Source organism: Labrys okinawensis (genome assembly GCF_047345005.1).
Classification (GTDB): domain Bacteria; phylum Pseudomonadota; class Alphaproteobacteria; order Rhizobiales; family Labraceae; genus Labrys; species Labrys okinawensis.
Window position 1 is genome coordinate 5,450,437 of sequence record NZ_CP178864.1, and the last position, 20,594, is coordinate 5,471,030.

General features: G+C 62.3%; 15 protein-coding genes. 3 read left to right on the plus strand and 12 right to left on the minus strand.

Annotation, left to right across the window (positions count from 1 at the left end; genetic code table 11):
- Window positions 1-24: 24 nt before the first annotated feature.
- From ACMDCR_RS25440 to ACMDCR_RS25495, 12 genes are all read right to left on the minus strand, one after another.
- On the minus strand, window positions 25-993 hold the full coding sequence (locus ACMDCR_RS25440) for a hypothetical protein (RefSeq protein ID WP_413989292.1): 969 nt from the start codon (window positions 991-993) through the stop codon (window positions 25-27).
- 91 nt (window positions 994-1,084) lie between these two features.
- A complete protein-coding gene (locus tag ACMDCR_RS25445) occupies window positions 1,085-2,182 on the minus strand; it encodes an endo-1,4-beta-xylanase (RefSeq protein WP_413989293.1) in 1,098 nt (365 codons plus the stop codon).
- Window positions 2,183-2,221: 39 nt separating this feature from the next.
- The gene (locus tag ACMDCR_RS25450) at window positions 2,222-3,628 is read right to left on the minus strand and encodes an O-antigen ligase family protein (protein WP_413989294.1); all 1,407 of its coding nucleotides are present in this window, start codon (window positions 3,626-3,628) and stop codon (window positions 2,222-2,224) included.
- A 46-nt stretch (window positions 3,629-3,674) separates the two neighbouring features.
- Window positions 3,675-5,141 carry an MOP flippase family protein gene (locus tag ACMDCR_RS25455; protein ID WP_413989295.1) on the minus strand — a complete coding sequence of 489 codons (1,467 nt, stop codon included), beginning with the start codon at window positions 5,139-5,141 and terminating at the stop codon, window positions 3,675-3,677.
- Window positions 5,142-5,192: 51 nt separating this feature from the next.
- A complete protein-coding gene (locus tag ACMDCR_RS25460; RefSeq protein WP_413989296.1) occupies window positions 5,193-7,106 on the minus strand; it encodes an acyltransferase family protein in 1,914 nt (637 codons plus the stop codon).
- 3 nt (window positions 7,107-7,109) lie between these two features.
- Complete coding sequence (locus ACMDCR_RS25465; RefSeq protein ID WP_413989297.1) at window positions 7,110-8,027, minus strand: hypothetical protein; 918 nt, start codon at window positions 8,025-8,027, stop codon at window positions 7,110-7,112.
- A 6-nt stretch (window positions 8,028-8,033) separates the two neighbouring features.
- Window positions 8,034-9,026 carry a glycosyltransferase family 2 protein gene (locus ACMDCR_RS25470; RefSeq protein WP_413989298.1) on the minus strand — a complete coding sequence of 331 codons (993 nt, stop codon included), beginning with the start codon at window positions 9,024-9,026 and terminating at the stop codon, window positions 8,034-8,036.
- Window positions 9,026-10,306, minus strand: coding sequence for a hypothetical protein (locus ACMDCR_RS25475; protein WP_413989299.1), 1,281 nt, complete (start codon window positions 10,304-10,306; stop codon window positions 9,026-9,028). The genes ACMDCR_RS25470 and ACMDCR_RS25475 overlap by 1 nt, the downstream gene beginning before the upstream one ends.
- A complete protein-coding gene (locus ACMDCR_RS25480; RefSeq protein WP_413989300.1) occupies window positions 10,303-11,082 on the minus strand; it encodes a WecB/TagA/CpsF family glycosyltransferase in 780 nt (259 codons plus the stop codon). Before ACMDCR_RS25480 ends, ACMDCR_RS25475 begins: the two co-directional genes overlap by 4 nt.
- A 173-nt stretch (window positions 11,083-11,255) precedes the next feature.
- Entirely contained in the window at window positions 11,256-12,401 is a 1,146-nt protein-coding gene (locus tag ACMDCR_RS25485) for a polysaccharide biosynthesis/export family protein (RefSeq protein ID WP_413989301.1), read from the minus strand.
- A 298-nt stretch (window positions 12,402-12,699) separates the two neighbouring features.
- Window positions 12,700-13,209 carry a transcription termination/antitermination protein NusG gene (gene nusG / locus ACMDCR_RS25490; protein WP_413989302.1) on the minus strand — a complete coding sequence of 170 codons (510 nt, stop codon included), beginning with the start codon at window positions 13,207-13,209 and terminating at the stop codon, window positions 12,700-12,702.
- 91 nt (window positions 13,210-13,300) lie between these two features.
- Window positions 13,301-14,647, minus strand: a complete 1,347-nt coding sequence (locus ACMDCR_RS25495; protein WP_413989303.1) for an exopolysaccharide biosynthesis polyprenyl glycosylphosphotransferase — start codon at window positions 14,645-14,647, stop codon at window positions 13,301-13,303.
- Between the two features lie 793 nt (window positions 14,648-15,440).
- On the opposite strand from ACMDCR_RS25495, the gene ACMDCR_RS25500 reads away from it, so the two are divergent.
- The 3 genes from ACMDCR_RS25500 (at window position 15,441) to ACMDCR_RS25510 (ending at window position 20,592) form a co-directional block, all read left to right on the plus strand.
- Complete coding sequence (locus tag ACMDCR_RS25500; RefSeq protein ID WP_413989304.1) at window positions 15,441-15,683, plus strand: hypothetical protein; 243 nt, start codon at window positions 15,441-15,443, stop codon at window positions 15,681-15,683.
- A gap of 108 nt (window positions 15,684-15,791) precedes the next feature.
- Window positions 15,792-16,706, plus strand: coding sequence for an acetamidase/formamidase family protein (locus ACMDCR_RS25505; RefSeq protein ID WP_413989305.1), 915 nt, complete (start codon window positions 15,792-15,794; stop codon window positions 16,704-16,706).
- 598 nt (window positions 16,707-17,304) lie between these two features.
- On the plus strand, window positions 17,305-20,592 hold the full coding sequence (locus ACMDCR_RS25510) for an ATP-binding protein (RefSeq protein WP_413989306.1): 3,288 nt from the start codon (window positions 17,305-17,307) through the stop codon (window positions 20,590-20,592).
- Window positions 20,593-20,594 lie beyond the last annotated feature (2 nt).

Below are 20,594 nucleotides of genomic sequence, written 5' to 3' on the forward strand. Positions count from 1 at the left end.
CGTCGCAATAGAACCGCAGTGGTCTCAGGTGCTGGCGAGGCGCCTGCGCAAAGTGCCAACGATGCCGCCGATGCCCTTCTCCTTCATGCGGGAGGGCAGGCGCAGGACGAGGGAGCGGGTACGCTCGCCGATTGCGCTGGTCATCCGCGTGCTCAAGGCGACGGCGGTATGCAGCGAACTGAAACGGGCATTCTCGAATTCCAGCCGGCAGACCTCACGGTTATAGATGAGGGAATACTGGGCGTTGACGTTGTAGTGAACGAGGACTGGATCGGACTCGACATTGCTCTTGCGGAAGCGGGCCAGCCCCTTGAGCACGTTGATCGAATGGCCGCTCTGCATGTTGATGGCCGTCTGCATGCCGTTGTTGCTGTCCCAGGGATCCATCTCGATGCCGCAATGCTCCATCGCGACGGCAAAGGCCGGTTCATCTGCGATCGGCGCGTTCTTGAAGCTCACGAAACCGAGGCTGTCGCGCTTCTCGTAGATGGTGCGAGCCTCTTCGAAGAGCCTGACCGCGAGGGGCTCCTTGGTGAAGAAGAAGACGCCGCTGTTGAAATGGGGCAGCCGCGCAATGCCGTTGCGGCGCAGGAAGTCCGAAGTGTTGCGCACCCATTCATAGGGATTTTGCCGCTCATAGTCGGACTTGCCTGTCAGATAGCGCCAGCCGCGGACGCTGAAGGGCTTGCCGGCGTAGAGATTCCACAGCCGCTCCGGGGACTTGTAGAAGATGCAATCGGAATCGATGAACAGCGTCTCGTCGTAGGGCGAGTAGAGATCGGCGTGCAGCTTCTGCACCACGCCCGAGCCATAGGCGGGATTGTAGGGAATGACCTGGTCGAAATAGGCCGACATCTCGGCGGCGTTGGCCTGATCCGTGACGATGGCCATCGGCAGCGTGGGATGAAGGCGACGGTAGGAAAGGGCCAGCGCCCGCGCCATGCGGATGTATTTCTTCGGTCCGTATGCGATCGTCATAAGGCCTTGCGACATGCGAACCTCTCTCTGATTGAAGGCGGGTGAAGCGGCGGACGGTTCAGGTCTCGCCGCGATTGCAGGTTGTGCGGGAGGAAGGCCGGCCCGGTCAGGCCTGGCTCTTGTCGAAGCACGACGCCATGGCGGTCCACATCGGCTTGCGGTTGAAATCGCCGTCGAGCGGCAGCCCGCGCGACAGCTGGCCGTCCGACCATTTGTAGGCGGGCGTCAGCGACAGCCATGAATATTTGTCGGTCAGTCCCCAGGTGATGCAGCCCAGCACGGCCTTCTTGGAAAAGGCAACGTCAAGGAACATCCGGGTGAGGTCCGCCACCGCGGTGTCGCGCTGAGCAGGGTCGGCGGGGCCGCGAATGTCCGCAACGTCGAACTCGGTGATGAGAATTGGCAGGCCGAAGGCCGCGATCTCGTCGAGGAACTTGGAAATGACGGCCTCGGAATATTTCGAGCGGAATGCCTTGAGATGGCTCTGCATGCCGAAGCCCTGCAGGGGCACGTTGCGGGCGAGAAGCCTTTCAATGAGCTTCAGCGTCGCGGTCCTGCGGGGCTCGAACCAGGCATCGTCGCCCTCCAGGTTCGTCTCATTGTAGAAGAGCGGTGTCTTCGGATCGGCCTCCCTGGCGGCATGGAAGGCGGTCTCGATGTAGCTTTCCCCGAAGGCCTCGTACCATATGGAGTTCGTGCGCAGTCCCAGCGGATGACCGTCTTTCGGCTCTATCACCTCATTGACCACGTCCCAGGACTGGAATTGCCCCTTATAGCGCCCGGCCACCTTGGCGATGTAGTCCGTCAGCAGCCGTTCGTCCTTGGAAACCGGCAATTCCGCCTCGAGCCAGGCCGGATTGGCCTCGTGCCAGACCATGGTGTGGCCACGCATGAGCTGCGTGTTGCTGTGGGCGAAATTGAGGATGGCATCCGTGCCTCCGAAGTAATACTGGCCCTTGGCGGGCTCCATCGCCTTGCGTTTGGTCTCGCTCTCGGCGACCAGGATGCCTGCTTCCGTCGCCACCGCTTGGGCAAAGCGAGGGTCGGCCTTGAGATTGCGGCTGTCCACGGAGGTGCCGTAGAGGCGATGATTTCGCGCGGCACGGACCCTCAGCCCATCGCCGCCCGACTGCGCACTCCAGGCTGGAGACGCGCACAGAGCAGCCGACATGGCCAGGAAGGTCCGACGATCGATATTCAGCATATATCCGCTCCTGTGGTTTTCTTCAGGTCAGGCCGGCCGTCACAAGCGCTCGCGCGCAGGAAGCATCGGCCGGCTCTGCGGCATGAGCCATCGCGGCAGCTCACGGCGCCTCTTCAGTTCTCGTTCGCGGTCCACGGTCACGTTCTGCACGAGGCAGATGGCGATCACCACGAACATCCAACTCTGCTTGTCGGCCGCGAAGAACTGGCTTTCCGTGAAGTTCTGAAGGACACCGAACAGCCAGAGCGACATGCAGAGCGCGCCGAGACTGGCATCGCGTGGCTCGATGGAGAGGAAACGGTAGAAAGGCCAGAAGATCAGTGCGTAGAGGGCCAGCATCAGCCCGACAACGCCGCAGGTAACGAGGATTTCGAAGTAGCCGCTATGCGAATGACCCACGCCATAGACGAACGGCTCGATCGCGATGGCATAGATCGGGGAATTATAACCGATGGCCCAGAACGATCCGTAGCCTGATCCCAGCCACAGATGGCCCTTGATATAGGTCAGCAGCGATGTCCAGATCGCCACGCGGCCCGAGATATTGGCCGGATCGCTGAAGAAGATCGTGATCTGGTCCCACAGGGTGAAGCAGATCACGGCCCCTGCCGCCAGGAAGCAGAGTACCGAGGCGAAGAACAGCTTCAACCCGCCCTTTAGGGCGGCCATGCGATACAACAGGCCGACCCCGAGGATGAAACCGTCCAGGGCAAGCGAGGTCTTCGACTTGGTACCGACCAGGAAGATGACCGAACCGACGAAAAGCAGCCAGTCGATCTTGCTCTTCCGGTTCAGGGCAAAGTGCAGGAAGATCACAGAGGCATGGGTCATGACCGCGCCAGCGACGTTCTTGTGCATCATCACACCGCGCCAGGCGCCGATCAGCGATGTGTCGACCTCATCCGCGGGATGGAGGGCGAAGGAGAAGACGGTAATGCCGGCCAGCGCACCTACCACCGCCACAAAGGAGGTCACAAGGATAATGGCCATGAACCAGTAGACGACCTGCAATGTCCGTCTCGACCCGAGAATCCGTGTGCTGGTGCCGATGACGAGCAGGATCATCACCATCGACAGGGAGCGGCGGATGGAAATACCGGGATCGATGGCCCAAAGGCAGCTCATGACGCTCCATACCGCCGCAAGGCGGTAGGGAATGGAGATGGAATCGAACATCTTCCGCCAGCCTGAGAACATGAACACGCTGGTGAAGAACAGGATGTAGAAGAATTTCTTCGAGTCATCGCCGTCGGCGGCCTCGAGCAAGGCCGCCACGTTCTGGTCGGGATCACTGGCCGGCGCGGCGGCCAGATAGGTGATCTTCACCAGAATGAGGCTCATGCAGCCGAAGAGAACCGCGGCGCAGATCCACTGCGAGAGCTGCATGCCCTTGATTGTGGACCGGCCCGCCCTTTGCGGAAGGCTGACGACGTCTGCAAATGTCATACTGGATTTCCACTCTGTCCTTGCGGCCTGGGAGTGTTCCGGCGCCTCAATTAGGCACCGCCTTGGCGTAGCGGAGCTTGCCGACCATGAGAAGTTCGGCCATCGACAGGAGCCATTCGCGGTTGATGAACCAGCTGCAGGCGAGATAGACGGCGGAACCGGCCACCCCGCCGATGATCAGGCGAAGCAGCGGCGCTTCGACGAAATGAAGAACAGCCAGGCCACTGAGAGCCGCAAAGAGCGTTGTGATTGCTGGGAGGAGCAGAACCTGGTGGTATTCGGCAAAGCCCGCCCCGCAAGCCGGCCTGACGAGCGCGGCCCAGAACACCGGCACCAGGATCGCATAGAGCACGGTGAGCGAGATCGGAATACCGAGTATGCCGAACGGCGCCCCCAGATAGACGAAGACGAAGACCGCGATCGCGACGCCAAGGGCGGAGTAGGTCGCGCGCTTGGTTTCGCCGGTGGCGAAGAGGAGGCTGCCGACAGGATTGCCGACTGAACGGACCGCGCACCAGATGGCGAGGACGCGCATGATCTGGCCGGAGTCCGCCCATTTCGGGCCGAGCGCGATCGCCACCACTTCGGGTCCGAACACCGCCAGGAAGGCATAGATCGGGAAGTTCACCGAGGCGGTCATCTTCATCGCCTTGAGATAGACCGACTTCACCCTCTGCTTGTCATGCGAGACGGAGGCGAGCAGCGGGAAGCTCACGCGGGTGACGATGGGGTTCACGACCAGCATGATGCGCATGCAGATGTCGCGCGGCTGGAAATAATAGCCAAGCGCCGAGCCGGTGATCAGGCGCCCACCGAGTATGATATCGCCGTTGAGCGCCACCGCGTTGAACATCGAGATCGCGACGACATTCGACCCGAACTCGACGAAACGTTTTGCCGCCTCCCAGCTGAAGGAGAGGGACGGCCGCCAGCCATCGGCGAGCAGCAGCCAGGACAGGAGGGTGACGCCGGCGACATTGACGAGATTGCCGACCACGATGGACATGGCGCCGAAACCTGCAAGCGCCGAGATCACGGCGACGGCAAAGCCCACGATCGCCGAGGACATGTCGATCTTGAACAGCACGTCGAAGCGCAGGTTCTTTTCCGCCATCGCCCTCTGCTGCTGCCCGAGCGCGGTGACGAGAAAGACCGTGGAGGCGACGAGCACAAGCGGAATGAGGTGCATGTCGCCATAGAACATTGCGATCAGCGGGCTTCCGGCCGCCACCACCAGCGTAACGAGCCCGCCCATGAACACGTTGAGCCAGAACAGGCTGTTGAGTTCTTCCTTCGTGACATCGCGAAAGCGGATGAGCGCGCTGGAGATGCCCATATCGGTGAACACGATGCCGATGCCGACAATGGTGACGGCGATGGCGACCTGGCGGAAATCGGCGGGATCGAGAATGCGCGACAGAGTCACGATCTGCGCGAAGGCAATCGCGGCCCGGCCCAGCATGGCCATGCTCGTCCATCGGATCGCCGAGAAGGCGGCGTGGCGGATCGTCATGATACTCCTTGCGATAAAAAGGTCGCCCGGGCGCGGCCCGGGGGCGAACCGTCAGTTCTGGGCCGTCTTCTGTGTGCCGGCATGGCCGGTACTGAACAGAGCGGGCGCGATACGGGAAACGATCAGTTCGGAGCCTTCCGGCGTCAGATGGCCGTAGTCGAACTGGATCGGCTTGTTGTCATCGGTCCACAATGTGCAGGCACCGGCCGGGCAGATGGCGTCGTAGACCGAGACATAGTCGGCGCCAGTCTTGGGCACGGCCTGCGCGAACAGCCGGTCGGTGCCCTTCACTGCGGAAACGCGATGGGTGGCAACGAGGGCCTCGTCCTTCTCGTAAAGGCTTTTCGCCAGCACGCGCGGCAGAGCAACATCGTAGAGGACGATAGGGCCGAGCACGACCACGCGCTTGGAATAGCGCTTCAGCTCAGCGATCTCGCGCAGCAGGCCGGGCAGGTCGGAGTCGACCCACAGGGCCGACAGCACCACCGTATCGACAGGATGGCGCGGCAGGAAGTCGTTGAAGACGAACTTGACGAGATCGGTGCAGCGCTTGTCGCCATAAGTGTCGAAAATCGGCTTGCAGCCCGAGGCGCTGGCCTGGAGGATGTTGATGTCCTTTCCTTCGGCGAGCATGCCCGGATACATATGCGCGGCATGGCTGTCGCCGACCAGCAGGTAGTTCGGCTTCTTGTCGGACAGGGCAAGGCAGGAATCCTGCCGGTACATCGAGAACTTGTTGAACTCCGACGTCAGGAAGCATTCGCCCGTGCGGTAGCTCTTGTTTGCGTCATAGTTGGCGAAGGCGGCCACTTCCTCGACCTGCGGCGGAACGCGCCAATAGGCGGAGGCGGCCGGCGGCACGAGCAGCGAGGCGATGAGTACCGTCACCATGCCGAGGCTGGCATAGCCGAGGGTGCGGACGGGTGCGGTACGATAGGGCCTCACCCGGAACGGGGCCTCGATGAATTTCCAGGACAGCGCGGCCAGGACGAAGCTCAGCCCGATATAGCTCACGCGGATGGCGAAGGTGTGCGCCTCGTGCACCTGGTTGCCGAAGACCCAGACCGGCCAGTGCCAAAGATAGAGCGAATAGGAGATCAGGCCGACGAAACGCACCGGTGGCAGGCTGAGCAGCCGGCCGACCATGGTCTGCCCGGACGAGCCGGAATGGATGAGGAGGCAGGTGCCGAGGCAGACCGGCAGGGCGCCCAACCCCGGGAAGGGCGAGGTGTTGTTGAGGAGGAAGATGCTGCCCGCCACCAGGACAAGCCCGAGCACCGCGAGCACGTTGGCGGTTCGCGGCGAGGATAAGCGTGGCGCCAATCCGAGCGAAAGGAGCCCGCCGGCCAGCAATTCCCAGGTACGGTATTGCACCAGATAGAAGGCTGCCGAGGCGTCCTGCTGTACCATGAAGACGGAGGCGGCGAAGCTCAGGACGGCCACCACCCCAAGGATTGTCAGCACCACCCTTCGCGACAGATGGCGCATGAAATTGAGCGCCAGCGGGAAGAAGACGTAGAACTGTTCCTCGACCGACAGTGACCAGGTGTGGAGCAACGCGTTGAAATCACTGCTGGTGTCGAAATAACCCGCCTGGGAATAGAAATTCACATTCGAGACGAAAAGCAGCGAGGAGATGGTGTTGCGGATGACAGCGGAAATTTCCGAGGGCATCAGGATGAGGAAAGAGGCCGCCAGCACGAAGGCATAAACGGTGAACAGCGCCGGAAAGATGCGGCGCACGCGTCTGTTGTAGAACTCGACCAGGCTAAAGCGCCCCCGCTCGATGTCGGAGGAGACGATCCCCGTGATCAGGAAGCCGGAGATGACAAAGAAGATGTCGACGCCGACGAATCCGCCCGGGAAATACCGCGCAAAGCCGCAGTGGTAGAGCACCACCGACACCACCGCGACGGCACGCAGGCCGTCGATGTCGTTGCGATGGAAGGAAGCTGAAGCTGTCATCGGTCAGTCCGGATAAGCTGCGACGCGCGGCGATGGGACGGCGGCCTCTTCCCGGCTGCTCACGGCTGGCGGAAAGCCATAGGCCTCGATCATCGCGGCGATCTGGATATCGTTGCCGTCCTCGCCGACGACATTCTGGTTGTAGAGCGCAACGTCCTGGCCGCCGCGCCAGAGGATGAAGCGCCTGACGGGACCCACCTTGCGGAAGCGAGCGCCGTTGAGGGCCACCATCCAGAAGAGCCAGATGTCGTCACCCGTTGGGCAATAGCGGCGGAAGAGGTCCTCGCGCATTGCCTCGGCGGGAAGAATGCCGGGGCGGTAGAGAACCCCGCCGAGGCCGGTCGGAAAGGTCGACAGCGAGGATGAACCATCGGGCGTGTCGAATTCCCAGGTCCGATACGGTGCCGGCAGCCCGTCGCCACGCAAGGCGATGCGATGGCCGCGATGACAGAGCACTTCCCGACGATCGGGATCATAGGCCGCGACGAGCTCTTCGAGCCAGGTCGGCCAATAATACGCATCGTCATCGGCGGTAACGATCACCGCGTCGGGATGGGCCGAGAGCGCTGGAATGATCTTCTTGTAGGAGCGCAGGTCGCTACAGGCACGGATCGACAGGCCGTGGGCGCGCAGTTCCAGCACCGCCTGCGGCAGGGCCGCCATGTCCTTTTCGGCGATCCAGAGCTCGACATGGTCGGCCTGAACGCTTTGCATCAACAGGCTCTTCAGCGTCGCCGCCAAGGTCGGGAACCGGGGCGGGTAGGAGGTGAGCGAGAGCACGAGCGGATGAGGAAGGCCGCTTGGCTTTCCCTGCCGTCCGGCATGCCGGCGCCAACGCAGCCCCACACGGAGCGCCATTGCCTCGGACAGGATGTCCCGCAGGACCTGCTTGGCCGCCTCTAACACTCTACGCAATGTCATCAATCCCTAAAGGCCAGCCTTGGAGGCGAGCGGCGTGCCGCGCCCAGATGAAAGATCGGTCTCCCTGCCCTGCCCCGCAGCGGCTGATGCCGCGCCATATTCCCGGTAGCGCAGACCGAACAAGCCGGTGATTTCGCCGAGCGAGCGGGCGGCCAGCGACAAGGCCTCCATGCGCCGTCCGAGCTGGGAAGGTCCTCGCAGGACCGTTAGAGCGGCGAGACCCAGCCTTCCAAGCGCCTTGGTTAGCACGATGGGGCGGCCGAAACGGCCGTAGCGCCAGCGCAACTGCACCAGAGCGTTGGTGCTGCCGATCCGGAAGGACCGGCGGAAAATCCAGCGAGGCTGCAACCGGCTCTCCGGCACGTCCTCATGCATGACACCAGCACCGGCCCAGGCGAAACGGGCACCCCTCGCCTTGGCGCAGGCGAAGAATTCCATATCCTCGCCGCCGGTCAGCCCGAGCAGGGGATCGAACCAAACGGGGGCCGTCCGCTCCAGTATGGCGCGGGTAAGCAGCACGTTGCAGGTACCCCACACCATTTCGGATGGGCCATCAGCCTGCTCCTGGCGATACAGCTCGAACGTCCTGGCCCAGGCCGGCGGTTCGACCGCGAAATCAGGCAGGAGCGTGCCGCCGACGATATCGGCCCCGCAGCGCTGCTGCATGGCAAGCAATTCCTCCAGCCATTGCGGCTCCGGCCATTCGTCATCGTCGAGCAACGCTACGAATTCGACATCGGGCGTGGCCAAGGCGGCGGCAAAGAGAGCATTGCGCACCTGGGAAACCCCGCGCTCGGCGACGTCCATGCTCTTGATCTCGAAGCGGTGCCCCGGCGCGAGCAGCCGCACGACCTCCCTGCCCTGCCCGCCGGCGGGATCGTTCTCCGCCACAAGGATCGATATCTCGGCTTCGGTGCGAAGCTCGCCGAGGCGGGCAAGCGCCTTCGCCAGGCCCTGGGGCCGGCGGAAGGTCGGGATGAGGATCAGGCCGCGACGCATCACAGAACGGGGCTCGTCTTGAAGGAGGCGGCATCGACGGCGGCGCCGGGTTGGCTGCGCTTCAGCCGATGTTCGAGCAGCACCATCGAAAGGTTCACGGCGGCCTGGCCAAGGACGATGCCGAACAGCGAGTAGATCGGCGCGACGGTCAGGACCAGACCGACCACCGCCAGGATCGCCAGCACCGCACAGACGACGCCCCAGATGGCCAGCGGCCTGAACCATTGCGCGGCCTGCAGCAGGATGCTCGAGGGCGTCGACCAGCATTGCAACAGCGAGATCACCGCCCACAGGCTGAAAGCGATCGACAGCGATCTGAGATCATAGGAGCTCTTGAACAGCAGATGCGGGTACCAGGCCAGCACGGCGACGCCCGCGGCAACCGTGACGGACCACACGCACAGCACTGCCACGCGAAAGCGCAGCATGGCGCGCAGGGCCTCGGCGAGATTCCCACTTGTCAGATAGCGGGCCATGGCGGGGCGTTCCAGCTGGGTGAGCGAGGTCAGGGCAAGGGCAATCGGCTTGACGAAGAGCGAGGTGGCCGCGATCGGCGCGAAGGCGGCGGGCCCGGCGCAGAGGGTGACGGCATAGGCGTGGGCGTTGGCGGTGGCCTCGGAAGAGACGACGCCAAGCAGCGTCCAGCGTGACTGTTCCCGCCACACGCCACCATAAGGCCGCAGCGATCCGGACCAGGCGCGGCGGAATTGCTCCATCAGGAAGCCGCTTCCGAGCGCGGCCAGGCCGGCGATGGTCGCCAGGCTGATGGTGAGCGCTCCCATTGCCAGCGAGAGGCCCATCAGGCAGGCCGCGCCAAGGATGGCGACCAGGGCAAGGGAATAGACGAGATCGGAGGCCGCCGCCTGGATCGGCCGGTGCAGGGCATAGAGATGGGCGCGGCCGAACCAGCGGATCATGGCCAGGAAACCAAGCAGGGCGAACAACCAGGCCTCATGCGTTGCGCCGAGGATCGCGGCCGCACCACCACAGATCGCGCCCCACCCCGTCGAGAACAGCAGGTTGACGGTGAAGAATGACCGGGTTTGCGCGGGTTCGAGCACGGAGCCATTGAGGTTGACCGTGTAGGGCGTCGAGATCAGGGCGTTGGAGAGGCCATAGCCGAACTGTACGAGGCCGAGCACGAAGGCGAACTGGCCGAAAGCGGCGGTGTCGACGAAGCGCAGTAGCGCGAGCTGCAGCAGGAACTGCGCAGCCGCCGCCGTGCCCGGCGCCGAAGCGGCGAGCCCATAACGGATGAGGCCTGAGGCCTTTGGATTCACGCGTCGGCTCCGCGGGGACGCGAACTTGTCTGCGTCAGCAGCAGATAGATCGCCACCGGGTTGGTGGTCAGGTAGCGCCAGAACAGCTTGCGCGGATTGGTGAGAAGGCGATGCAGCCATTCGAGCCCGGTGCTCTGCATCCATTGCGGGGCGCGCGGATAGTTGCCGGCAACATAGTTGAAGCAACCGCCGCAGGTGACGAGCCATCCCGCTTTCAGCCGGCTGCGGTTGCGCACGCAAAAGGCCTGTTCGTTGGGCTTGCCGAGCCCGATCCAGACAATATCGGCGCCCGAAGCGTTGATCGCCTCACAGATGGCGGCTTCCTCGCCCTGAGCGAAATAGCCGTTCCGCCGCCCGACAATCTGGAGGTCGGGATAGAGCGCCCGCATCCGCGCTTCGCAAAGCGCGTTCACCTCTTCCGTCGCTCCCAGCAGGAAGAAACGCAGCCCCGCGCGGCTGGCGAGTGCCGCGGCATCGTGAAAGAAGTCGGTGGTGGCGCTGCGCTCGGAAATAGGCGTGCTGGTCAGGAAACGCGAAGCCGCGACGATGGCTTGCCCGTCGGCATGGACGAGATCGCCGGCGGCGAGATCCCTGCGGAAATCCCGGTTCCAGAAGGCCAGCGCAAGCGCATGGCCGTTGACATCGAAGACCAGCTTCTGCGTCGAGGCGCCGGAGCGGGCGGCCAGGCAATCGCGCAGCATTAGATTCGCCATGTCCTCGCGTGACAAACGCGCGGTCGCGACGCCGCCCACCAGGACGGTGTTGAGGCTTTCCATCGGAGCTTTTCCTGGAATTGGGGTGGCGGTCTTCAGTCCCTTCGGTCGGCCGAAGGGGCGGGACCGCCATGCCTGGGATGCGAGTCTTTTGCCGGCGAGGAAGATGGCCTCACCACATCGGCCAGAGCCGATGTGGTGGTGGAGACTGCCACTCAGTGTTTGGCTCGTCCGGCTCAGTAACTGTTGTGACTGACGGCGGCACTTTCCGAAATCGAATAGGCGTTCGAGGTAATGGGGCTCAGAATGTTGAGGAACTTGATCAGATCGGTGGAGGGTGACTCGGACACGAAGATCAGGTCCTTGTCCCTGATGTTGAAACTGTTGGCCATGAAGAAGTTGTCGCCCTTCCTCAGGTCCACCGTGTAGACGGTCGGCACGAGATCGCCCTTGTACTGGGAGATATCGACGCCTGCCGCCGTGAGGGTGCTGCGGTGCTCGAGCCGGAAGAGGAAGACCTCCTTCGGATCGGCCCTGGTGGTGTCGAGACCGCCCGCCTTGGCGATAGCCTCGGACAGGCTCATCGTATCGTTGTCGAAGGAGAAGCGCCGGTTGTTGGTACCGCCGATCGAGCCGGGGCTCGGGGTAGCGCCGAGCACCATGAACACCTTCTGGTCCCGGGTGAGATAGATCACATCGCCGGGGCGCAACGCCACGTTCTGGCTGGGGTCGCGGATGACGGTGGACATCGCCGCACGCCGCGTTACCCCGTTACGCTGGATCGTCACCGTGGTTTCGTAGGGCGGATTGCGCGGGCCGCCGGCCCGGGCGATGGCCTCGAGCAGCTTGATGCCGCCGGGATCCATCGAGAAATGCTGGGCCTGGTTGACCTCGCCGAGAACGCTGATGTCATTGCCGCGATGCTCGACCACCGAGACGACGACCTGCGGCTCGATGGCGCGCGACTTGAGCCGGCCGGAAATCTCGGCGGAGACCGACCGCGTCGTGCGCCCGGCCACATGTACGGGGCCGTCGACATAGGGGATGGAGATTGCGCCGGAACGGTCCACCTGCTGGTTGGGGATCTCGACGAAATTGCCGGAACGCGATCCCGCCTCCTTGGGGATGAACAGGCCGCCCGACTCCGCCTCGAAGATGGTAACGCTCAGGATGTCGCCGACGCCGACGCTGACATCCGGACCGGCACCGCGTGCCATCGACGTGAAGCGAGGCGTGGCAGAAAAGGTGCCGCGATTGGCTGCGCCGAGAGAGGCCGGGTTGAGGTCGACAAGCACATAGGGGATGGTCTTGGGGACATTCGATGCCGTGACCGCAGCGCCTTCGCGCACCGCCGAGCCGGTGGGTCCGTCTTTGGAGACCATCGAGCATCCAGCCAGACCAGCCGCCAAACAAACCGCCAGAGCGCGGACGATGTACTCTTTTGCGTTCAATGTACTGCCTCTCACAAAGCCCAGTCGCTCATGCTTGCCGGCATGGCGGCGTGGTACGCCTACTCGTCGAATACCCTGCCCCTACCAAAGATTGCATTACCCCCCAACGTGCGGATGACAGTGCTCCGCCTTCTGTTGGCGCTGCCGGGGAGCGCTGCCCCCAAGCTACCGCAGTCCGGGTGAAAACAGGTTTCACCCGGATAAAATAGAAAGTCCAGACGCCGCAGCTTCAGGCCGCGACGAGATTGCTGCGCTTGACCTCGGCGTAGACCGACATGCCGAACAGGCTAAGCAGAAGGTTGACCCGGCCGCGGCCATCCAGCGAAACGACCTCGCCGAGGACATCCGCGAAGGGACCTGCCAGAAGACGCACCCTGGCGCCCGGCTGGATCGGATCCGTGAACTTGACCATCCCGTCAGGCCCGATGGACTCGAGAATGGTCTCGACGATGCCCGGGCGCGCCGGCACGGGGCGGTCCCCGCTCATGACGAGATTGCCGATGCCGCGCGTGCCGTTGATGGACCGCCATGCCGTCACCGCCGGGTCCATGCGGATGAAGATGTAGCCCGGGAACAGCGGATCGATAGCCTCGACCACACGCCTGGCGTGGCGCTTGGTGACGCGCAGGCGCGGCAGCAGGAATTCGAAGGACTGAGCCTTAAGGTTCTCAGCCGCCACCATCTCCTGCCGAGGCAGTGTGGTGGCGGCGAACCAGCGCATGTCCAGTTCAGCATTCATCGGAGTCGCCTCATTACGGGGTGATGGCCGATATTTCGGGCCGTAGGTCGCCTTGCGGTCGGCCGTCGGGCGTGCTTTTTGGACAGTTCGGTCAATAGGCGGCCCTGTCGTGGAAGGCCAGCAGAGCGGTCTTCGCGACGATGTAGAGATCGAGCCGCAGGGAGAAATGGTCGATGTACCAGAGGTCGTGGGCGACACGGGCTTCCATGTGCTGGACGGTCGGTGTCTCGCCTCGGTGGCCGTTGATCTGTGCCCAGCCGGTGATGCCCGGCTTGACATGGTGGCGCATGGCATAGGTTTCGATCAGCGGATCATACTGGTCGTCGTGAGCCTGGGCATGCGGCCGCGGCCCGATGAGCGACATGTCACCCACCAGCACGTTCCAGATCTGCGGCAGCTCGTCGAGGCTGTGTTTTCGCAGGAAGGCGCCGAACTTCGTCACGCGGGGATCGTGGCGCTCTGCCTGCCGGACGACGGCCCCGTTTTCCATGACGCGCATGGTCCGGAACTTCAGGATCTCGAAGGTCCGGCCCGCGAAGCCGCGCCGATGCTGGCGGAAGAGGATCGGCCGGCCCGAGGTGACCAGGACGCCGAGCGCCACCATGCCGAGGAAGGGCGCGAGCAGAGGCAGGGCGATGCCGGCGACGGTGATATCGAGCGCGCGCTTGACTGCACGCTCGCTCCACGTCAGCGGGGCGCGCTGGATCTCGAGCCCGGACAAGCCGGCCAGATCGACGGGCCGGGCATTGTGGGCATCAAAGCCGAAGGTGTCGGGCAGCAAGGTGACCGGAACCGGCACGCGGCGGAGCAGGCTCTGTAACCGGGTGAGCGCATTCTCCATCTGCCAGGGGGCCATGACATAGATCACGTCACAGCGGGAGGCCGATACCGCCAGCCGCGCATTGTGCACGGCCTTGGCAAGGACCCCGTCCCGCATCTGGTCTGAGCCGGTGAGGCTGCTGGCGGGGATGGAATAGAGGCCGGATACCATGATGCCGCGGGAACGCATGCGGGAGACCATGGTGTCGGCGTCGCGCCGTTCGCCCAGCAAGATGAGAAAGGCCGAAGAGACCACGATCTCGTGGCGCCGCAAACGCTGGCGCAAGGCATCGAATATCGCGAACCGGGCGCCGCAAGCCAGAGCCAATCCCGGCACAAATGCAAAGAGCATCCCGCCTCGGGAGTAATCCGCGCTCGTCTGCGTCATGAAGGCCTCAATCATGACGACCAGGAAGCCTAGCATCCAGGCCTGCAGATAGGTCGAAAACTGGCTCCGGAGGGACATCAGGTTCTGGAATTCGTAGCTGCGACGCACAATCAGAAAGAGTACGGCTACAACGCTCGATTCGAGCGCAGCCTTGAGAAACGAAGAGATTCCCGGGTTTGCTCCGGTAGAGAAATAGAGGTAGATTACTGGAGTAAAGGTGATGGCAGACAAGATCAATGTCAGATCAATGCCTGCCATCGTGATACGGAGGCCATTTTCCGAAAAACGAAATGGCCGTGAAGATCCAAATTCAGCAAGTTCGGCAGCCGTCACGAGGGATTTCTGCTGGAACATAATTACCTCTGGCGTCGTACAGTTGCGTGAAACGAGTACCCCCGCCCCCGAAACTCCAACCCTGCAAGGCGGAAATCTCGGATGCCCTCGTTTCAACTTTCGAGCGAAGCCTAGCTGGGTTGGCCTCCCATGTCCACCCGTTCGGATTTTTGGCATACGCCTTTTGGATATAGATCTGCTCAAAAGGGGAGCTTTTATCGCACCACAACTACGCCTTTTTCGCTTAAGGTTTGTGCAATGCAACATGAAATAAGATTAATCTTGCGAAGAACTGACTAAGGAATGAGCTTCTCGATGTGGCGAAATGTCGCGACTCCACAATTGCAATCGAGAACATCAAAGTTGCAATGAGAATGCATTTTTGCAAATTCTACGATCCGACGAGTAATCCTCTCTTGAGGGCTCCGCCTCGATGGGCGCCGCCAAATAGAAACAAGGATGCATGCGCCCGGTATCGACTTATGCCTGTCCGGTAGGTCCGAGCAGGACTTCCGGGGCTATCGAGAACACCTGTAGACGTAGCAATTTCCAAAGGCAGGCAGAGTTTTACAAAGTTTTGAAAGCAAGAGGCGCACTCCATTTGACTCCGCTTTATCAGGTCCCTATCCCTGCTTTGTTGGCGCTATTCGGAACTCCAGACAGAAGGACGCCAGGCCAGGGAATTGGTGCCATGAATGCGCTCATAGCTGCTTTTGTCCTGCCGCTTCTCCTGGGCCGATTCTTCTCCTTCCTCGCTTTCGCGATCGTCTGGCTGGTGGGCATGATCGTCTACGCCGTCTGGCTTCTGCCGGGTGATCTTACGATGTCCCAGAGCATCCTGATGGTGATCGCCGCAGGCGTCCTGGCCCAGGCCGGCTATTTCGCGAACATCTTCATCCGCTCCATGCTGGGCGACGGCGAGCAGGGTCAATAGCGCCGCATTCTTTTCGCAAAAGCGTACTATTCACCACTTGGTACGACGGCCCAGATCCTAATTTCCCCCCGCAGTCCGAAATGGGATCTTCCCCCTTCCGAGGCATTCATGGCGATCCATCGGCTCGACGCCACCACCTGGCACAACACGCTCGGCTCCCATGCACCCGTGCTGCGCTGCGCCGATGGCCACACCGTCGTCACCGGCACCATCGACGCAATCGGCTACGACAAGGACGGCGTGCGCCGGGCCTCGCCTCCCAATCCGGTGAACGGGCCGATCTTCATCGAAGGAGCCGAGCCCGGCGATTCGTTGCGCGTCGAGATCGTCAGAATGACGCCGACGCGCAGCACTGGCTGGACCAATTCGGTGCTGGCCAGCAATGTCGTCGACCCCGACGCCGTGCGCAGACTGCCGCAACCCGAGCGTGTCACCTGGCTGATCGACCGCGAGGCTCTGACAGCGCGACTGGAGGCCCCACCCGAAGGCCTCGAGAATCTGGTGCTGCCGCTCGCGCCAATGATCGGTTGCTTCGGCGTGGCGCCACGTCATGGCGGCGCCATCTCGAATGCCACCAGCGCCGAGAATGGTGGCAACATGGATTATCGCGGCTTCGGGCCCGGCACGACCGTCTGGTTCCCCGTGGCCGTGCCCGGCGCCCTGTTCGCCCTGGGTGACTGCCACGCCGTACAGGGCGATGGCGAAATCGTGGGTACCGGCATCGAGACCACCTTCGAGGTCGAAATCCGCCTGAATGTCGAGAAGAAGCGCAGAATCACCTGGCCGCGCGGGGAAACCGCCACTGACATATTCACCGCCGGCAATGCCCGCCCCCTCGACCAGGCGCTGCAGCATGCCACCACTGAAATGCTGACCTGGCTGACCACCGACTACGGCCTGTCCATCACCGCCGCCAGCCACCTGATGGGGCAGGTCGTGCGCTACGATGTCGGCAATGTCTTCGATCCCGCCTATACGATGGTGTGCCGCGTCGCCAAGAAATGGTTGCCGGCCAAGCTCTGACACCAAGATTCGCCCACCTGGCCTCACTTTGCAACTCGGTGCGAGCGAGACACGCAGATGTTGGCGGGCAATGAAGCACCCTGACAGGCATGGCCGTCGCTGAATACATTACCAATTGGTGTTCCATTGGTTACAGCCAGCCATTGGTTTTTGGGCAATCCTCCGGCATTCGGGGGGCAGTGCCATGAAACAGTGGAAGTTCCTCAGACATTTCGGATTGGGCGAGAGGACGCAGGCGACGTCGCCTGGCAGGCATCTCTCTCAATTGACCACATTCGATCTGGAACGCTGCGGACTTTGTCCGGAGCGGGACCACGCCCCGGTCATTTGGACCCACGCCACAGATTATGGCTGGCAGGCGGAGCGATCCTGTTGGGATAAAAAGAGAGATACGGAAATATAGATCGAAAGAAGTATCTCAAAAAGAGTCTTCCGCCGACAACCAGCCGGCTGGTCTCTTGGTGCAGCTCTCCGAAGAGAGAAGCGTAACACCAGCGTGACTCTTGGGGCTCCTCGCCATCTGCGACTCAATTATTTGATTGAGAGCATTCGGCATTCGTGAAATCTTGCGGATCGGGGGGTTCCGTGAAGTCGCATTGTGCCGGCGCCCACAGCATTCCGTATCGAGTTCTGCCTGAACGACTTTCGCGACCAGTCGAGCAGTGCACTGGTCACGGGAGGCCAAGACGATCTCGTGGAGGACGTCATGCCGCGCCCAGCCAATCCGGCTCGCCGCCCGGCGGCTATAGTCGGTGTCGCAGCCGAGCGGCGCAACCTTACCGTTCTGTTCGTCGATATCGTCGGTTCCACGGCCTTGGCGAGGCAGATGGATCCGGAAGATCTGCGCGAGGTCCTCCGCGGCTTCCAGCGCTGCTGCCGCGAGGCGATCGAAAAATATGACGGCTATATCGCCCGCTATGTCGGCGATGGCCTGCTCTCCTATTTCGGCTTTCCTGTTGCGCACGAAGACGATCCCGAGAGGGCCGTCAACGCCGCGCTCTGCGTCCTTGCTTCGGTTTCCAGCCTGTCGTTTGCCCACAACACGCATGTGCAGATCCGCTGCGGCATTGCGACCGGTCTCGTCATTGTGGGCGACTTGATCGGCGAAGGCCCGAATTCCGAATTCACACTCGTTGGCGAGGCCCCCAATCTTGCAGCACGTCTGCAGGAACACGCAGGCCCAAACCAGATCCTGCTGGCGGAGCATACGCGCAGCCTGATCGGCGAATCCTTCGAACTGACCGATATCGGCGATCAATCCGTGCATGGCTATGACAAGCCGGTTCGCGCCTGGCGCGTCATTCGGCCCAATGTCGTCGGAAGCCGCTTCGCCGCCTATCGTGCCGCGCAATTGTCGCCATTCGTCGGGCGCGAGCGTGAGCTTGCGACCTTGATGGAGCGCTACGAGCGGGCAAAATCCGGCGACGGGCAGATTCTGGGTATCTGTGGTGAAGCAGGCATCGGGAAATCGCGGCTGGTCGCCCATTTTTCCGATCAGCTGAAGACCGATCCTCACCGAATCCTGCTCTTCCAGTGCTCGCCCTATCACAGGAGCAGCCCCTGGTATCCCATCAGCCGGTTCATCGAGATAGCAGCGAGGCTTGATCGCACCGTTTCGAACGACCGCAAATTGCCAAAATTGGAGGCGTGGCTGAAAGGGACCTGTGGTGGCGCCTGGCGGGAATGCGTTCCCTTCCTCGCGGCGTCGATGTCGCTTCCCAATCCGGAGCGCTACCCGGCATTGGATCTTACGCAAAAGCCGCAGAAGGCGCAGGCGCTCCTGTCGCTGCTGGATCTGCTCCGCAAGGATGCGGCGCGACAGCCGGTCGTCCTCATCGTGGAGGACCTTCAATGGATCGATCCCAGCTCCCTGGAGCTTCTGACGCTGCTGGCTCGTGATCTCAGAGACTTGCGGGTTCTGACCATTCTCACCTATCGGCCGCAATTCGTCTTCCCCTTTGGCTCAAGGCAGAGTTCTACTTCCTTCGTCCTCAATCCCCTGGAGAAGGATGAAGCTATCCAGCTGGTCCAGTCACTGACGCCGGATAATTCGCTCCCCTCCACGATGATCGAACGGATCGTCCGCAAGACGGACGGAATCCCGCTTTTCGTGGAAGAGGTCACGAAAGTGGTCCAGCTGGACGCGGATATCAGCCAGGATGTCGCGCCCATCCCGGCGAGGCGGGTCCGCTCGGTTCCTGAAACCCTGCACGACTCCCTGATGGCACGACTGGATCAGGTCGCCCCGACCAAGGCCGTTGCGCAGATTGCAGCCGTGATCGGCCGCGAATTCTCGGTCAGCCTGCTGAAAGCCGTCGCTCCCCTGTCTGCCCACGCCGTGGACGAAGCCATCGCCGGCCTGTCGCGGGAAGGGCTCCTGTTCGAGACCCGACAAGAGGCGGAGGAAACCTATGCATTCAAGCATGCCCTCCTGCGGGATGCCGCCTATGCAAGTCTGCTCCATGTCGAGCGTTTCAAGCTTCATGTCCGCATCGCGGAGTCGTTGTGCCACGATTTTGCAAACCTGGCCGAGACAACCCCGGAACTCATCGCCCATCACTATGCGCAAGGCGAGGAATACTGGCAGGCAGCCAATTACTGGCTGAAGGCTGGCAGGCAGGCCAGCAAGCGCTCGGCCTTCATCGAGGCAATCTCGCACTTCCAGAATGCGCTCAGTGTCTTTCACAACCTGCCTGAAAATGCCGATCGCGACGCGCTGGAGCTGCAGATCCAGCATTCGCTCGCCAACGCTTTCATAGCCGCCAAAGGCTATGGGGCCGGCGAAACCATCCAGGCTTTCAGACGAGCCCGGACACTGTGCGAGAGGGACCCAAACGGCTCCACCATCCTTGCCGTTCTCACCGGTCTCGTCGGCATTCACTACATGCGGGGCGAATTCGAACAGGCCCGCGTGGTGGCGCAGGATTTGCTGGAACGAGCACAAAGTCAGCAAAACACCACCGCGATGCTGATGGGGCACCGCATCCTGGGCATGTCACGCTTTGCGATGGGCGAGCTTAGGGAAGCTCGATTGGATCTGGAGAAGGCTCTTGCCCTTTACAGTCCCGAAGTTCATGCGCCGCTGGCGCTGATATACCCCCACGACTTCAAGGCAACGGCGCAGGTCTATCTCGGGCTCATACTGGTTTTGCTCGGAGACATCGACCAGGGCCTCGGGCACTGTCACGAAGCGCTCGACTATGCGGAGAAGCTGAACCACCCCCATACCCGATGCTACGTGCTGCCTTTCGTTGCCGGCGCCTATCTGCTGGCGGGAAAGACAGCCCTGGCCCTTCCGATCGCCGAGCAAACTATTGCGCTGGCAACCGATCATGAATTCCTGCAGTGGATAGCAGGCGGGTTGATGCTGCGCGGATGGGCGCGGCTCGAGCTGGGCCGGCTCGAAGCTGCGGTTGAGGATATTCGCGAAAGCATTCGCGGGCTGGAGCAAACCGGACTGCATGTCTGGAACCAGTTCGCTCATCTTCTTCTTGCCCGCGGACTTGCTGAAACCGGCCAGCATGCTGCAGCCATGGAACTGATCGAGGATATCGTCGAGCAGATCGGCAATTCAGAAGGGCGCTGGTATGCAGCCGAGGTCCAGCGCCTCAGGGGCGATCTGTTGGCCGCCGCGGGAGCGCCAGCGCTGGATGTCGAAGCAAACTACGAGACCGCAATCGCAATAGCGGCCGACCAAGGAGTGCTGATCTGGCACCTGCGCGCCCTGAACGCGCTTGCCTCGTTCTGGCGAGCATGCGGGCGGCAGGTCGAGGCACGCGACAGGCTTGCGGCCTTCCACAGCGGCCAGAAAGGACAGGTCTCGAGCTCCGAACGGCAGAGAAGCATGGCGCTCCTCGCTTCGCTCGATCCCAGAGTCCCGTCTTGAGG

Coding starts and splice junctions, on each gene's coding strand:
- ACMDCR_RS25440 (WP_413989292.1), bottom strand. CDS start 993: ATGTCGCAAGGCCTTATGACGATCGCATACGGACCGAAGAAATACATC.
- ACMDCR_RS25445 (WP_413989293.1), bottom strand. CDS start 2,182: ATGCTGAATATCGATCGTCGGACCTTCCTGGCCATGTCGGCTGCTCTG.
- ACMDCR_RS25450 (WP_413989294.1), bottom strand. CDS start 3,628: ATGACATTTGCAGACGTCGTCAGCCTTCCGCAAAGGGCGGGCCGGTCC.
- ACMDCR_RS25455 (WP_413989295.1), bottom strand. CDS start 5,141: ATGACGATCCGCCACGCCGCCTTCTCGGCGATCCGATGGACGAGCATG.
- ACMDCR_RS25460 (WP_413989296.1), bottom strand. CDS start 7,106: ATGACAGCTTCAGCTTCCTTCCATCGCAACGACATCGACGGCCTGCGT.
- ACMDCR_RS25465 (WP_413989297.1), bottom strand. CDS start 8,027: ATGACATTGCGTAGAGTGTTAGAGGCGGCCAAGCAGGTCCTGCGGGAC.
- ACMDCR_RS25470 (WP_413989298.1), bottom strand. CDS start 9,026: ATGCGTCGCGGCCTGATCCTCATCCCGACCTTCCGCCGGCCCCAGGGC.
- ACMDCR_RS25480 (WP_413989300.1), bottom strand. CDS start 11,082: ATGGAAAGCCTCAACACCGTCCTGGTGGGCGGCGTCGCGACCGCGCGT.
- ACMDCR_RS25485 (WP_413989301.1), bottom strand. CDS start 12,401: ATGGTCTCCAAAGACGGACCCACCGGCTCGGCGGTGCGCGAAGGCGCT.
- nusG (WP_413989302.1), bottom strand. CDS start 13,209: ATGAATGCTGAACTGGACATGCGCTGGTTCGCCGCCACCACACTGCCT.
- ACMDCR_RS25500 (WP_413989304.1), top strand. CDS start 15,441: ATGAATGCGCTCATAGCTGCTTTTGTCCTGCCGCTTCTCCTGGGCCGA.
- ACMDCR_RS25505 (WP_413989305.1), top strand. CDS start 15,792: ATGGCGATCCATCGGCTCGACGCCACCACCTGGCACAACACGCTCGGC.